Origin of the sequence: Paenibacillus sp. JMULE4 (genome assembly GCF_013337105.1) — a bacterium.
Lineage (GTDB): Bacteria > Bacillota > Bacilli > Paenibacillales > NBRC-103111 > Paenibacillus_G > Paenibacillus_G naphthalenovorans.
In genome coordinates this window covers 334,453-351,226 of record NZ_SGWF01000011.1, presented here as the reverse complement: position 1 = coordinate 351,226, position 16,774 = coordinate 334,453, and the positions used below count along the sequence as shown (strand labels likewise).

General features: G+C 47.6%; 10 protein-coding genes. All 10 read right to left on the bottom strand.

Going from position 1 to position 16,774, the window contains the following annotated elements:
* Positions 1-64: 64 nt before the first annotated feature.
* Entirely contained in the window at positions 65-3,430 is a 3,366-nt protein-coding gene (locus EXW96_RS06890) for a DEAD/DEAH box helicase family protein (protein WP_174350200.1), read from the bottom strand.
* The gene (locus tag EXW96_RS28500; protein WP_174350199.1) at positions 3,431-3,697 is read right to left on the bottom strand and encodes a restriction endonuclease subunit S; all 267 of its coding nucleotides are present in this window, start codon (positions 3,695-3,697) and stop codon (positions 3,431-3,433) included. It lies immediately after the preceding gene.
* Between the two features lie 44 nt (positions 3,698-3,741).
* Positions 3,742-5,247 carry a transposase gene (locus EXW96_RS27340; protein ID WP_203237022.1) on the bottom strand — a complete coding sequence of 502 codons (1,506 nt, stop codon included), beginning with the start codon at positions 5,245-5,247 and terminating at the stop codon, positions 3,742-3,744.
* Between the two features lie 141 nt (positions 5,248-5,388).
* The gene (locus EXW96_RS06875) at positions 5,389-6,291 is read right to left on the bottom strand and encodes a restriction endonuclease subunit S (RefSeq protein WP_174350198.1); all 903 of its coding nucleotides are present in this window, start codon (positions 6,289-6,291) and stop codon (positions 5,389-5,391) included.
* The gene (locus EXW96_RS06870) at positions 6,288-7,742 is read right to left on the bottom strand and encodes a class I SAM-dependent DNA methyltransferase (RefSeq protein ID WP_074730130.1); all 1,455 of its coding nucleotides are present in this window, start codon (positions 7,740-7,742) and stop codon (positions 6,288-6,290) included. The genes EXW96_RS06875 and EXW96_RS06870 overlap by 4 nt, the downstream gene beginning before the upstream one ends.
* Before the next feature lie 33 nt (positions 7,743-7,775).
* Entirely contained in the window at positions 7,776-11,138 is a 3,363-nt protein-coding gene (locus tag EXW96_RS06865; protein ID WP_174350197.1) for a UvrD-helicase domain-containing protein, read from the bottom strand.
* Positions 11,131-14,094 (bottom strand): PD-(D/E)XK nuclease family protein, encoded by a 2,964-nt coding sequence (locus EXW96_RS06860; protein ID WP_174350196.1) that lies wholly within the window; start codon positions 14,092-14,094, stop codon positions 11,131-11,133. The genes EXW96_RS06865 and EXW96_RS06860 overlap by 8 nt, the downstream gene beginning before the upstream one ends.
* 41 nt (positions 14,095-14,135) lie before the next feature.
* Positions 14,136-15,089 carry a helix-turn-helix transcriptional regulator gene (locus EXW96_RS06855; protein WP_074730127.1) on the bottom strand — a complete coding sequence of 318 codons (954 nt, stop codon included), beginning with the start codon at positions 15,087-15,089 and terminating at the stop codon, positions 14,136-14,138.
* 54 nt (positions 15,090-15,143) lie between these two features.
* On the bottom strand, positions 15,144-15,521 hold the full coding sequence (locus tag EXW96_RS06850; RefSeq protein ID WP_174350195.1) for an HIRAN domain-containing protein: 378 nt from the start codon (positions 15,519-15,521) through the stop codon (positions 15,144-15,146).
* Positions 15,522-15,648: 127 nt separating this feature from the next.
* Positions 15,649-16,770, bottom strand: a complete 1,122-nt coding sequence (locus EXW96_RS06845) for a Fic family protein (RefSeq protein WP_074730125.1) — start codon at positions 16,768-16,770, stop codon at positions 15,649-15,651.
* Between the last annotated feature and the right edge of the window lie 4 nt (positions 16,771-16,774).

Genomic DNA, 16,774 nt, shown 5'->3' with positions numbered 1-16,774 from the left:
TATTTTTGAAAATCGACTTTTTCAGGAGCAACTAATTAATTGTGGCATCAAAACCTATAAAAACCTACGCTCCAACTACCTCTGCATTCTTGTTGATAGTATCGATAATTCCAATAATTGCCCGCGCATCGTCCAGATTACTACTGAACAGTTCCGTGATACTGCCTACCGAACGGAACGGTTCCTCTTGAAGTACGGATTTTTCTATAATACCGTTTTTAACTACATAGTCGATAATCAGCTTTACAAACCGAAGTTGATTGACATTCAAACGATTTTCTTGTAAAAATACTACGAATGCTTCATTCGCGGCCTCCTGATCAAGCCCTACGACCGTCCGTACAAGCTTCGTTACCGGTAAGTCTTTATATTCCCGCTCGTAATCTGCTTTGGTTCCGAGTTCTGCCCATAGAATATGTTCAAGCGTCTCCAGGTCTTGTTTCGTGATCGGTTTGTTGTTGCGTAATTTATAGATAGCTATTTGATCCTTGTTAGTTTGTAAATATTGGTTGACCTTTTTGCGGTAATTTTGCAGGTCATTGGTGTTATAGAAGCCTCTACTTTCCTCTACAGCAAGCCATTCATCTTTGAAATTCGTATAATATATTTGCTGTGTTTCCCGTTCGAGGAACTTAATCAGTTCCCGTAAAGCTTCACGTACTTTCTCCATTTGGAAGATGTCCGCTTCTTCCCAGAACTCTGCCGTCAAGACCTTCTCTATGACATGTCGCTGTGCGACGATTTGAGGAATCGTACCCAACTTGGAGAGTTTTTCTGCCGTCTCCATGACTTTGCGAATTGGCTTCACCGATTGTGTTCCCTGAAGCTTAGCCAATTCGATGATCAGCATCATATAGTCAAACCGCTTTGCTAATTCGTCATGGTCTAAAGAAACGACAAGAGGAGCTATATACTCCTTCAAATCCCCCATATCGGTATCGGTCAAGGAGCGCCATGCAACGTCTTGTTTATATTTATGGACATATTGGATATGCTGCCTGATGCGAAAATGTTCTTCATTCAACGCGTTCACGCTATCCTTTAACAATTTCACCATTTCCGTGCGATGTGCGATATACTCAGGCTCCTGATAACGCAGTTGTTGAAGTTCACGTACAATCTGCGTACGGACATTGAACAATTTTTCCGATAAAGTCTCGACAATATCGGTATCCTTCCCTTTTGGATTTGCTCGGAAAAACTCAAAGTTACGGCAGAAATCAAAGATCAAGAATTCCTTCTTGTCCTCACCAATACCATGCAGATCTTTACACAACCGTGTCCCACGACCCACCATCTGCCAAAACTTCGACTTCGAGCGAACTTTCTTAAAGAATACCAGATTGACAACTTCAGGGATGTCTACTCCCGTATCGAGCATATCAACGGAAACAGCAATTTGCGGAAGCTTGTTCCATATCGAAAAATCATCTATCAGAGATTGATAATAATTCGTTTTGATATCAATGACCCGTGCAAAATGCCCCTTTAATGCCGGATATAGGCTATCGAATCGCTCCACAATCGCAACTGCGTGACGATGGTTTTTTGCGAATATAATTGTCTTGCCCAGCTTGTCTCCGCCTTCGACCTTCAAGCCCCGTTCCATCACAAACTGAAGCACCCGGTCTATCGTATCCTGGTTAAACAGCCACTCATTAATCGCCGCACTGTCGATATCCCACGGTTCCTCATCTTCATCCTCGAGCAACACTTCTTCGTATTGCTCTTTTTCCTCTTCGGACAGATCATCGTAGCGGATGCCATCATCCATAATCTTCGTCGTCGTTTCCACCGTACGGTAATCCACCAAATGTCCTTCCTTGACCGCTTGCTCAAGTTCGTAGGCAAAAGTCGGAACACCATTTTCCAGACGGAACACGTCGTATGTGTTTTTGTCGACTTCATCTTTAGGAGTTGCTGTCAACCCTAAGAGGATGGCATCAAAATAATCGAATATGGCCTTATATTTCTTGTAGACGCTTCGATGCGATTCATCGATGATAATCAAGTCAAAATGACCAACCGTAAACAACTTTTTGCCGTCCTTCCGCTTGCCCTCGTCGATGGCATTCATCATCGTCGGGTAGGTGGAGAAAACAATTCTTGCCGTCTCCGGATTGTCCTTGCTGTCTAGCAGGTTGCACAGTGTCATGTCGGGCAAATACTGGCTGAAGCTGTTTTTGGCTTGGCGAACAAGCGTTGTACGATCCGCAAGAAACAGCACATTCTTAACCCAGTTATATCGGCTCAGCACATCAACAATGGCGCTCGCAGTGCGTGTTTTACCGCTTCCGGTCGCCATGACAAGCAAAGCGGTCCGCTGTCCTTTATTTAATGCATCACAAACCGAAAGGACTGCTTCATGCTGATAAGGGCGATTTACAATGGAGTTGTTGATTTGTACTTCCTGTAACGGTTTACGGATCGAGCGCCGGTTGACGAGCAACTGCAGCTCATCCTGACTGGCGAAACCGGATACTTGCCGACTGGCATAGTGAAGATCATCCCAGAAATTTATTACAAATCCATTGGTATAATAAATCAACGGACGCTGTCCATACCGCTGCTCCAAACAATCCGCATAGAGCTTCGCTTGCTGCTTGCCCACATTGGGATCTGCGCTGGTCCGTTTAGCTTCCACGACGGCAAGCGGCTTCCCGTTCTCACCCAATAACACGTAATCGACATAACCGATCCCTTGACCGTTTGGCATTCCTTGTACTTCAAACTCTTTCAGTATATTTTTCTGGAATGTCCATCCGGCCAGCTTAAGCTCGAGATCGATGTAACGTTTGCGAGTCTCGAACTCGCTGATTTCGTCCGGAACAAAGTTGTACTCCTGTGTGTTCTGCGCCTTGCGCTCGGTCAGCAGCTTCCGAAGCTCTTCATTTTCTTTGATCAGATCTTCCAGCTTACGGTCTTTTGAACCTAATCGGTCGTATAAATCCTGCAGCTCCTGAGGCCTAACTTTTTCTTGTTGCTTGTTCTCTTCCAATAAGAGTTGTTCGTCAAAACTTCTGGCCGTATACTCGACCGAATAACAATAATCGATCCAGCTGATGAAGTTAAACAGGTTGCGAAGAGACAGAATCGCCTCACCACGGCTGATCGTTGCATTGGAATGCACGGCGACATTTCCTAGCTTCGTAATATATTTCAACTGTGGTAGCATGGACTGATCGATTACGCGGAGAAAAGTTACATCGTGAATCAAGCTTGACAGATTGTCTTGATAAGGGACCTTCAAGTCGCTATCGTAGGTAAACAGCCATTTGACAGCAAGCTCTAAAGCACGTCGGCTGAGGATAGCGCTGGTCGCGGGACTGACGACCAACGCCTTTTCCGCTTCTATACATGCACCTGCAAAGCTGGCATAGGTTTTATTTTCTCTGAGAAATCCAAAATTCGTTAGCTGCACATCGCCCATCTAGACCGTTACACCATCCCTCACTATCAATTCGCCCTTGAAAGCTTTTTGAAGTAGTGCCTGGAAGTTGGATTCTAGTTGTTGAAGGGATTCAATCAGTTTCCCTTTTTGTATTAGGTATCGTTCGAAAACCCCAACATACTTATGTTGTGTTTCTAAATCGGGAATCGGTATCTTTATATCATTAATTTTTGCTAGTGTTAGTCGCTTTATTGCTGCTCCAGACATATTATTTGTGATTTGTTCTTTGACATATTGGTTGTTCAAATAGCTTACAACATATTGGGGGGTCGCATATTTAATATCATGACCTATGCAGTTCGTGGTAAGACCTGGTAAAGTTCTGGTCTGGGTGTAACCCAAAGAAGCATTAAATAATGCTCTGGCCAAAACAATTCAATTAGTCTTGCAAATTGCCGCACTTGTATGTCACAATCAATAGAGATTCGCTGAATGCCCTTGTGGTTTTTCACGCGAACCTGACAACGAGTGTGGAAGAGGCCACGAACCATTTCGCCGTGGGTGTAGCCTTCATCACTCGTTTTTTCTTTGTTCAGTTCGAAAAGCGCAACGGCTAATAATGTCTCAGCGGCGAACAATAGCTCGAAATGAGCATGGTGATGCGCTTCGGATTGGGCATGGCACTTTTCAAAAGCCAGTTCCTGCTTGGCTGCACGAAAGAACACTTCGATCCGCCAGCGTTTTACGTAGGTCTGCAATGCTTGCTCCGGCGCATCAAAGCGGTTACTGATGAGCAAGTACGCGCCTCTGTAAGTGGCAGGGGACTCTTCCTCTTCTGTCTGGACGGGATTCGAATCGGGTTGTTCATCTTCCTTTAATCGCATGGCGACAACAGCGGCGATCGGTACAAATCGTTGTTTGGTCACTTGCTTTCCTTTTCGATTTATAGTGGTGTAAGGGCGCTTCATGTAAATACCCGGAATGGAAATGGAACTCAATCCGGATGTCGCTTGACGAGTCAAATCCTTGAACACTTCGCGGATGAGCATGACCGGAGTCAGCGGCACGAAGCGTTCTCGACGGGTACCGGGTTCAATGACTTTACGGAATAAAGCGGTGTTGCGCTTGGCCTTGGTTACCCAATCAAAGTTGTTTTCTTCTAGGAATACGAAAAATTTCTTGCACAGATACCACCGGTCCATCGCCACCCACAGTCGGCATGTGACGGATTCACGCAGCATCAAAAGCATCTGTCTGGCCAGATCCAGCTTCGTAAGACCCTCACCCTTCGTTTCCGGCTTATGCCACACGCGGTAAAACAACGGATATTCCAATCCGCTTTTTAGGACAGCTTGCAGGACCACAAGATTCATCGCCCATGCATATGTTTTTGTGGAATGGTCGTAGAGCCAGCTGAGAAACGGAAGTTGTTTGGCGTAGGGATGCGCACTATGCGTATCATCGAGATTGACCACATCCCCATCGGAGAGTCGGGTCAGGGTATCTTGCTGCAATCGCTCGACACGCTTTTTTCCAAAGGTCATCCAGGCAAAGCTAGTCGTGAAGAAGCGGCTCAACGTATACTGAGTGAGCTTCCAGGGCTGGAACATGACTTTCAGCAAGGCATCCTTGTCGGCTAACTGTGCCATTTGAACAACGGATGAACAATTGGAAACGAGACCGACGACATAAAGGAAGCAAAGGAGCCAAGACGGTGTTCCACTACGCTTCATCATGCCGGATTGGGAGAGCAGCAGAGAGAAGTCAAAACGATCCCACAAACTTTTTAGGACGGGGGCTCCCGCGCATTCACTATGATTGAGCTCAGTAAATCTCGGTTTTTGTAACGCTGACATTGGCAAACCACCTATAATCTAGAAGATATACCCTGCAAATAGAGGTATCCTTCGCGATTATGGGGGTGTTTCCAAAATGTCAAGTGGTTTTTCGTCCTAATTTCGAGAAATTAGTGACATTTGTGCAGCAAAAACCACCGTTTACCAGTTAATGACACGAACTGCATAGATCATATTAATATCTATTCTAATTAACGCGAGACTGGACAACATGCTAAATTCAAACTCGTATGGATTAATTGCTGCGATTCCTGTCGTAGCCCCATCTTTAATATACAAAATATCTCCCTTTTTTACAGGACATCGCTTATAGATGGCAGTATGATCACTTTCTGAAATGTAAGTTGGGTTCGAATAGAAATCAATATTATTTACCTTAACATGCTTTGCAGTTATATACGGTATACCTTCTGTCATAGGTTCGGGTGAATGATGAGTACCGTCAGTAATAAGCTCAGAAACTTCTTTAAGTTTACTAATTTTCCGTGAATTGGCGTTTTTAATGGGATCACCAAACATATCTAAAAACACTGCTTGAACCAACTCATCAAGCTTGGCTATTGCTTGTTTGCGCTTATCAATTAAGGCTTGGGCTTTGTCGAGTATCAGTACAACTTGTTGTTGCTGATCTTTGGGTGATGTGAAGAAATCAATATTTAATATATCCTCTCTGGAGATGCCAGGAATTAGTCCTTTTGCCTTCTCTCTCAATCTATCAAGGTAATATTTGATAAAGTAATATACATACTTATTTTCTAAACCCTCATGTGGTCTTATTGACATTACTTGCCTACTAAGATGGACTTTTTCTTCCTTTTGAATTACCAATTCACCTACTGTACCTTTTACAGATATTATAATGTCATTTTTCAATCCTACTACAGATGGAGATTCCGTCCATCGCTCGATTGCAAGTTTTCCGTCAATCATATTACTTGCACCCATAACGTAAGGAATACCACGTCCATGTGAATTATATTGATCGCTAGTGAGATCTCTTCCTGATATTAGATCTACCACATCTCCTAATTTACGCTCATTCACCCCAACAACGCCTCCAATTCGTCAAGCCCCTTAACAATCTCTTCCTCTAGCTGCTTGATCGTAGCCAGTATGACCTTCGGGTCTTCGTACTGAACTTCCTCATACTCTGTTTCCTTGTAGCGATTAATGCTGAGGTCATAAGCATTGGAGCGAATCTCATCAACCGGAACCAGGAAGGATTTCTCCGTACGCTTACGCTCCTTCTCTGCTTCCCAATTGCCAAACCGCTCCAAAATGTCGGGTATATCATTCGCCTCAATGGGATTCCGCTTGTCGTCAAGCGAATAACCGTCCGCCTTCATGTCATAGAACCAAACGTGATCCGTTCCGCCTGCACCTGTCTTGGTGAAGATTATAATAGCTGTCGACACCCCAGCATATGGCTTGAAAACCCCGCTTGGCATTGAAATAATAGCTTCGAGTTTGTGATTCTCAACAATTTCCTTGCGAATATCTTTATGGGCTTTACTGTTACCGAATAAGACACCGTCCGGCACGATGGAAGCGCAACGCCCCCCGACTTTGAGCATACGCAAGAACAGAGCGAGGAATAGCAACTCCGTCTTCTTTGTGCGAGTCACACGCAATAGATCCGCTGCTACCGCATCCGCATCAAGCGACCCTTTAAACGGCGGATTGGCTAAGATTAGTGTATATTTGTCCTTGTCGGTATTGTTTTCATTCAAGGAATCACGGTATTCGATATTCGGGTTATCCACTCCATGAAGCAGCATATTCATAGCACCGATACGAAGCATCGTACGGTCCATATCGAAACCGTAGAACATATGATTATTGAAATGCTCCTTTAACCCCTGAACTAGGAATAGATCGGCATGATGGTTACGCAAATATTCTCCCGCGGCAACGAGAAATCCCGCCGAACCAGCAGCCGGGTCACAAATAATATCTTCAGGCGTCGGTTTCATCAAAGCGACCATCATTTCGATAATGTGTCTCGGAGTCCGGAACTGTCCGTTCGTTCCAGCTGTAGCTACCTTGGATAGCAGATACTCATACAAATCCCCGTTAGTATCTCTATCCTTCATGTCAATCGTATCGATGCCTTCGACAATGCGTACAAGCATATTCGGAGTCGGGATCATAAAGATGGCATCACCCATGTATTTGGCATAGGCTGAATCCTTATCTCCGTGAAGCGTCTTGATGAAAGGAAATACTTCGTTCGAGACAACATCATACATCCGCTGAGGATCGAACAATTTAAATTGACTCCAGCGTAAGTGTTGCTTGTCACTTGGAAATAATCCGGTAAAAGGTAACGACAGCAGCACGGATTCATTTTCCTTACGCGTTTCCGCTTCGTCCAGTCCTTTAATGAACAACAAATATGTAAACTGTTCGATCACACTTAATGGGTTAGTGATTCCGCCGGTCCAAAATGTCTCCCAAATCCGGTCTACTTTTTGCCTTAATTCACCTGTAATCATAACGATCTCCTCTGCATGTAGATTCTTGTCTAATTATACTACGGACTGTCCTAATATGACATGTTTCTGCAAACTAACAAAATACAAACCAGCTTCCTTCACTTGATAGCCGAATGTCTCCGACCAGGGTTTAGCATAAGCCTGCACTTGTGGCGCATAAAACCGGACAAACTGCTCCAATTTGTTCTCATCCAATTGATCCGTTTTGAAGTCGACTATCACCCAGCCATCTTCCTCTTCGAAAGCGAAATCTATTACACCCTTCACCAAGAGATTAAAGTAGCTATTGGATTGTTGCGTTAATACCGCGGCGGCTGTTTCGGACATCGCCTGCTCGGTTGCGGGATCAGGCGTTGTTGTCTCCCCATTTCTCTGATGCATCATAATCGGGATCTCAAACAATCGCTGCTTCGCCCGCAGACTGCGCTGCCAGAGCTCACTGTCTAGAACTTCTCGAAGAATAGGCAGAGCATCAGTCGCGTCCTTCTCTGATACTCCTTCGGTCTGGCAGAGGTATTGAACGTATACAGGCAATTCGCTCATCGGAAGACCTTTTCCAACTGCTTCAAGCCCCTTATGGATCACGCTGCCGAAAGATTGGCCCCTCCCAGTGGCTGACCATTCCGGCGTGTCGCTCATGCTCTTCGTCAGCCCGGTAACGGTTGATTCGGCATAAGTCGGTTGGCGCAGTTGATGGAACACCTGCTCTCTCTGGGCCAAGTAAGCACCTAGATCAATGGATGAGGCTTCGGACCCGGATAAACCAGATGAAGTTGTCCCAATTACAATATCTCCGTCAAGTTCCCGATCATACTCATCTGTTTGAACATCCGATTCCGGAACATCCAACTCCCGGATTAGCTCCATCCCATCCATGAGTGAACTCCACGGGCACTTGGCAGGTTGTTCGGGGTAGAGACTGACGACTAGCATTTGCTTGGCCCGCGTCGCCGCGACGTAAAGAAGCCGATCCCGCTCCGCATGCATGAATGCTCGCTCCCGCACTCTCATCGCTTCCCAGCCGACCGGCTGAGCAATCGTATCTTTCTGAAACCCTTTCGATTGCTGGATCAGGAAATAGCCCGCGGCCTCAGCCTCCGAACGATCAACAAACTGGTCAGCGTCATGATCCTTCTCCCCGCAAGGGCAAGCAAGAAACACGACAGGCGCTTCCAGCCCTTTAGCCTTATGCACATTCATGATCCGCACCGCTTGCCCCTTACCCGCGTAGAGGCTGGCGGTTTCCATTCCCTGGCTCTCCCGAATGGCCGATATCGCCTTCGCCAGTTCATGCCAATCCGATGCAAGCAAGGCGTCACGCTGCAAGAGCTCCAGCATCTTAAGCAGAGTTCCCGACCGGTTGGCTCCTGCTTCTTGCACTGTAGAATAAGGCAAAAGACCAGTGTCCTCGATGATGCGGTGCAAAGCGGCCCATGCTGGCATTTCCTTGACCCAGCCGGCATATTCCCGTAATTTCCGGCATGCAGCGGCAACTTGTCTGCCCTGTTCTGCTGCTTCCTCCGGCAGCCGATAGATTGACCACGCATTCCCTTGAGCACGATACGCCATCAGATCCTTGTCGCTAATACCGAATAGAGGTCCGCGCAGTACGCTTAGCATCGCCACTTGGTCGGAAGGATCGGCCAGATAGAGGGCCAATTGACCCAGCGTATGAAGCTCGGGATATAAAGCGGAGCTTCCTACCGTTTCCGCGGCCACGCCCCGCTTCTCCAGCTCTTCCGCGTATAGGTGCAAATAATGCCTTGTTCTTGTCAAAATCAGAAAATCACTGGGCCGTGCCTCTCTAAATACCCAAGATGCTCCAGCCCGCTCCTGAATGTGCAAATTTCCATCACGGCAAGCCCACGCGATGGTTGCGGCAATACGCTGTGCGTCAACCGCCGCCACTTCATCCTTGCCTCCGGGAATTTTCGGGTAAGTGAGTGCATAAACCCCGTGATCCGCGCGCTTATTCCCCTTTGGATTCGGTATATTCGTTTCCATCCGGACATACGCCGCTTGAACATCGGTTTCCCGGACGGGAAGCTTGCCGATAAATTGCCCGTTCACAAAATCGCCGATCGCATCGACGGATCGGAAATTGCTGGTCAAGTGAAGCACATCTCCACATGCTTGAATCCGCGATTTAACCTCGTTATAAATGGAAATATCCGCGCGGCGGAAACGATAGATGGACTGTTTCGGGTCTCCCACGAGGAACAAGGAACCCGGCTTTGGAGTAAGCTTCCGCCAATTCCGTTCATTCGGATCATCGCCGGCCCCCGTTAAGAGAAACATCATTTCCGCTTGGACCGGGTCGGTGTCCTGAAATTCGTCGACCATAAGCCGTTGGTAGCGCCCGGCGAAAAATGCGCGAACCTCCGGGTAATCACGCAGAAGACGGCAGGCATACATCAGCAGATCCTGAAAGTTCAGCTTCCCTGCCTGCAATCGCCGTTCTCTGCAATACTCCAATGCAGGCAAGACAAATTGAATGACTTTCGGATACAGATATTCCCGCCACGATTGAAGAAAGGGGAACAGGACCGTAATCTGCCAATCGTGAAATCGTTCGGATATGGCTTTGGCTTGCTTCTTATCCGTCCATTTGTACTGCTTCACATCCAGTTTGAAGTCAAACATCTTCGCAAGTGTTAGCATCAACATATCGTCCTGCTCATCCGACAACCGAAGCATACGATTAGCAGTACGCAGTTTTGCCTGAAGATTATCCCACCCTTTTTCCGGTTCAGCTGTCGGCAAAAACCTGCTGGCTTCTTCGATCATGGGAAGCAGGGAGAGCCGGATTAGGTTGAAATCAGGACAATGAACCGGTTCGCAAGGGATTTGGAGGTCCGTAAAAATAGATACCCGATCATAGACATTCTTAAGGATGCTGACGTCGATGTCCACCTCGGCAAAGGAGGCAAGGGCCTCACTATCTCCCTCCTTCAGCTGAATCAGATATTCGTCCCAGCATTGATCGTGGAACGCACGATTCATTTCATCATCCATTTCTTCGAAAGAAGGGTCCAATCCGGCCTCAATCGGACGCTCCCGAAGCATGGAGGAACAGAACGCATGGATCGTTCCAATGAAGATTTGGTCCAGATTGGCCAAAGCTTCTTCCATTCGTTCTCTAGTTTCGCCTTCAACATCAGCCGCTTTCCGCTCCAAAGCAATACGGAAACGCTCCTTCATCTCATCCGCCGCTTTATTCGTAAAGGTGATCGCCGCAATATGCTCCATCTTAGCCGTTCCTGTCTCGATGAGCGCCAGCAATCGGCCGACCAAGCTGGTTGTCTTTCCCGAGCCTGCACCGGCTTCTACCAGAATGGTCGTGTTCAGCTCCTCCAATATCCTCTTTCTAGCTTGTTGATCGGATGGTTCATTCAATGTTCTCCACCTCCAGCAGCGTGTACAGTAGCTCCGAATTCACTTCGTCCTTTCGCTTATCGGCCATCATCTCTGCGTGATCTCCGCATACAGCCGCAAAATCGCAATATCTGCAGACCCCAGGATCTGAAGCGGGAATAAACAATCCCTGTTCCATCGACGAAAGGATTCCTCGGATTACCGCGGTGACTCGATGACGTTCGGTTTGCGAGCGCGTAATCACTTGCCCGTGCCCCCGTTCGCTTGGAAAGACGTAAGACGCTTCAAGCACTTTTGCATCAGAATCCACACCCGTTTGCCGCATCCATAGCTCCGTCCCCATTGCGTAAAGCGCGTGTTGCAGCTGCGTACCGCCTGCGAACATGCCATTTTCCTTGTAAGGCCGAGGACTGCCGGTCTTATAGTCGATAATCCGATATTGATGCGGCGCAACTTGATCGATCCGGTCGACGATCCCGCGCAGCGTAATCGCCATGTCCTCGCCAAGCTCAAGGTGCAACGGCTGGCCGTCCACGATGAGCTCTTGTTCGAAAAACCGGGGAGCCGTCTTAGCCTGCAATTCCATGCGATAGAACACGTCCACATCCCAGAGCATCGCTTGCCGTTCCCTCTCAAACACATGAGGGCTCGGTGCCGGTATCCGCTCAGCATACGAGAGAATCGTCTCCTCCGCGATCTGAAGCAAACGAGCATGATCGTGAGTAATAGGCATGGTATTACTTGCGCTGATTTCTGTCATATAACGACGATAAACCTCGTGTAATAGCGAGCCTCTTTCATTCGGCTTCAGCCAGGAGGTACGATCAAAGGTCACTTGATCTTTCACGCGAATCTCCAACACATATTGGAAAAAATACCGCATCGGACATTCCGCGTACTTCTCCAATTGACTTGCACTAAGCGTCCGTTCGGCCTGGCCTCTCCAATAATCAGCCCATTCATCCCCCGCTATATATCCGTCATGCTCCGTCACTTGCGAGCTGCCGCGTGCCTCGAGTGCAAGTCTGCCTTGACGAAGCGAGGGATAGACCGATTCGATGAAGGATTGCCGGTCCCTCATAAGGTTTACATTCGCATGGATTTGTCGGAAGACGTAATGAAAGGCGTCCAATGGCAGTCCATTTAGCTCAGTAGAGGATGGCTGCTCTACATCCAAATACCCGACAGGTTCGCCTAAGCTTCGGTGCAACATCTCATAGTCCGCATTCGTTTCTCCGGATACTTTTCGGAATACCTGTAGAAGTTGAAAAGCCGGGCTTGCTGTCGCTCCTTCTGCCAAGTCATACGACGAGAAGCTAAATGTGATATTGCCGCTTATCATCCCAAGCCGACCATCACGAAGGCGTTGCCGATCTCTTTGTCTCTGCACGGCTGTTTGAAGCCCGGCACCGATCCGTCTGCACTCTTCATCGAGAAGCATGGGATTTTGCCTGATATTCCCGGACCACGACTGTTCATCCATCCCGAGAAGAAACGTATGTTTTCTCCCGCTGATCCCCCCGTTCGCCAAACTCGATATGTACAGGAATCCGGGCTTGGGTAACCGTTGCACCCCGACTCGAAGTTCCTGCAGCATGTCTCGGGCATACAAGAACATTTGCTGAAACGGCATCGAGTCCGGAACAGGACATTCCTGCAGTTCTTTAGCGATACCTTTCATTTCTTGCAGGACGATCGCATCCTCTTCCGTTCCGCATACACCAAATCGATCCAAGATGTTAACGAGCCATCCCCAGATTCCCTTAGGAGATGAGAGCGCCGCTTCGTCTGGAAACAATTCTCCTAGGAGGTTTGTCAGATGCTTCTTGATGTCGTCATCCCGCTGTTGTTGTTCCGTCCGCTCCCGTTCTTCGGGTCTTTCATCTGCATCCCCTTGGAACCGAACATGCCCCGACCCCAGCAACTTGATATACCGTTCTTTCCCCCAGCCGATTCCGCTTTTCTCCAGGGCTCGAATACAATCCGCATTCGTTATTCCTTGGTCACGATCGGAGAACGTGATCAATTGCTGCTGCAGCATCAATACGAGCTGCCGCACCTGATAACCGGACTCCAACCAGTTCAGCAGAAAATGTGCGGCTCTTCCCATTCCGGATGTAATCACAGGCAGCCCGTCTGCATAGGAACAGGGAATACCGAAAGAAGCACACATGGTCGAAATAACCAACGCATATTCTTCATCCGGTACGATCATCTCCACTTCATCCAATGGCATCCGGCCCTGAATAATGCGTCTCAATGCTTCGCGAACCTCCGCCAGCCTTCCGGTCGCATGATAGAACTGAACCTTTCCGAACGGCATTGTGGATTGGACGTCAGTGAAGGAAGAAACCGCTATAATCCTCGTCATCCGTCCGTTTGACAACCGCTCCAGCATTCGAGCGGAAACCGGTGAAAGCGGCATAGGGTCTGGCAGAATAAGCTCCACGTTTTCCGGCAATTGGGTTGGTATATGCGACAAAAGGCCGGGGAAATCGATCCAGCTCCGCTGATTCAGAAAGCGCTCATACGCTGACAACACCTTTCTGACATAGCTGCCTTTTTGCTGGCTCATAAAGTGGTCGTCTCGAAGCTCCCCCGCACTCACTCCGGCACGGCGCAGATCCATAATGGCTTGGTGAACATGCATGGCAATACCAGGCTTTACTTGATCCACCGCGATGTAGGAATCCGGCTTGGAAGCCATTTGTTCCATGACATGATGGATAATCCAAAAGGACCGCTGTTCCCCGATTAAAGTCAGCCCTTGTTGATACAGGGAGAACTGAACCTGACTTCTTACAAAGGATTGAACCGTTTGGACCTCCACATTCATAACCGGCCCTAATTCCCGGCATATTCGCATCAACCAGGACTGTCCTTCGATGTAGGAAGGAGCAATAACAATTTTGCGGCGAAATGGCTCTCTACGGATTGCATCATATAAACGTTCTAGAAACGTGCCTACTATTTTCAAAAGGGATACCTTCCTTTCGTCTATCTTTCAACAACAGCACCTTACTGCCCATACAACTGTCCCCAACGCTGTAGCTGTTCCTTAAACTTTTCCCGGACAGATGCAGGCTCTAAAATCTCCGCTGAAGGTCCGTACTGAACCACCCAATTCATAAACTCCCGCTCGTGGTTGACGGTGACCTCGAATAATAAGCTGCCGTCCGGCAGATCGGTCATCTTCGGTCTCACGAACAATTCTTCTTCCTTCACATAGCGGGCGACATCCGGATGGAATTTAATCTTAAAAGTGATTAAAGAATCCCCGCGTTCAATCGACCAGGTATGCTTCATATACTGAGCAATGTTAAAATCACCCTTGTCGAATCGATTACTTGTCAACTCTACATGGCGGAAACGGCTTATACGAAACGTGCGAATGTCCTGCTTGGAATGACAATAGCCGATCAAGTAAAACCGTTGATCCCGCGGGACCAAATAGTACGGATCAATTTGGCGCTCCGTCAATTCATTCCGGCTCTGGGTATGGTAAACAGCCCTGATCGTCTTACTGGCGATAATCGCTTCCATGATGGGCAGCAAGAAGTTGGCACTGTTCTCCCGATAAGCCGGGGTGCCCATTTGGATCATGTCTGCGACATTTTCCAGTGTATCGTACCGCTTCCGGGTTTCTTTCACATGGGTAGCCATCACCTTGTCGTAGGCGGATTCAAAGCCTGGAGGCAATTTGCTGGTGTCCAACACGGAGGGCAGGACAGAGAACACCAACGCTTCCTGCTCCGTGAAATTCAGCGGGTACATGGCGAAATTACCGACAAAACGGTACCCTTTTCCGTAACCCTCGTTTGTAATCGGTGCGATCAAGTCCAAAATCCGCATGTCCCTATAAATCGTACGATCCGTTGTCTCGCATTTGTCCGCCAGCTCCTTGGCCGAAATCCCCGGATTGGATTGAATGGCGAGAAGTATTTTAAAGAGCCGAATCACTTTATCCGTCATGCTATATCTCCTATCGTGGCATATAGAATGTAAATCCTTATCATCATTGGGATTCTACGCTTTACCTGGTTCTTCCTGCCTATAAGGAGAAAACGCAACGTTCTCTGTCGTTTTGATGATGTACACTTCCTCTAGACCCGGCGTAAGTTCAACAATTGCCGTATCCTTAACGACAAATCGCACCATGCCGCAAACATGATGCTCAAACATATCATAAATCCGGCCGGCGCTGCGGCATCCTTTCGGTACGGTATGCGGACTGTTGGCGACATAACCGATTTTGCCCAATGGGATCATATCCACCTTTATCGCTTCATGGTCATGCGGATTATCCGGGTCTTTGATCAAGTGAACGACCTGACCCGGCTTTAGAAATGCTGCTCCGTAGTAATGCTGCGTGCCTGTGACGGCGATATAGATCGGTTGATCCACTGTACTCACTCCCGCATGTCTTTCCTTCATTATGACGGATCGCAACGACCATAGATTGTCAGCGAATATATGTTCTGCGCACAAAAAAAGCACTGCGGCATCTCAACTTGAGATCGCAGTGCTGCATTCATTTTAGAAAATGGGCAAACTGATCCGGCGCATTCCGAATGTCTTGTGCCAACTTCTCGTACTCTGCGGATAATTTGATCGAACGAACTCTTTTGGCGTCTTGATCGCGCGGCTCAATGAATCCTTCTTCTCTCCAATGACTTACCTTTTCCCTTATTGAACGGTCCGACAAACGCAGCAGGTCCCTCATTTCGCTTGTCGTTAGGGTATCTTGTTTAAAGGTTAATTGAGCAAACACCATTCTTTGCTGGGGATCTAACTTGCGAATTAGATCCGGTTCGATTTTCGTCATTTGAGCAGATTTCTCCGTTACGATGGCAGCGGCTTCTTGAAAAACCTCCGCCAAACCATCGATAAAGAATTCCAGCCAAGGCGTCAAGTCAGCCTCATTCCGCCCAAAATAATAATTGTGATGGAGACCCAACTGGAGTCGGCGATAATATTCAGCCAAGTTGCGGTCATAGAAATTCTCGAGTACAAATAACCCCTTTAAGCCATATCCGCCGCGTCGTAAAAGATATGTCGTGATCATCCGAGCCGTTCGGCCATTCCCGTCCAAATACGGATGAATCGTTAGGAACTGCCACATGAATATGCCAGCCTTGATAGGAACCGGAACCGAATAGGTTTCCGGCGAGTTCACCCAGGCAACCAAATCCTCCATTAATACCGGGACATCTTTCCATTCCGGCGGCAAATAAAAACCGGAGGCATTGCGGCTGCCTACTTGATTCTGTTCTTCGCGATACTCGCTAACACGCGGTCTTCGTCCGTGTGATATTCGGATAATAGCATGCAGCTTTTTAATAAATTCCTCTGTGACCGGGAGCTGCCTTTTTTCGGCTTCATCCAGATATTCCAAAGCTTTCATTAAGTTATAAACTTCCTGCTCTTCATTGTCATTGCTGGTTTGGTACAAAACTTTTCGCTTCGTCGCCTCGTCAAGTGTGTTTCCTTCAATTTTCGTTGAAAGAATGACTGTCTTTTCCATGGATTCTTTCTTAAGCATATCCAGAATAGATGCGGGCAATGGAAGCAAATCCACCACAACACTGGCGCGTTGTATATCCATTAGTCTGCGGGCTATGGTGTCCGTTATTGAATATTTGGGTGTAAACATAACA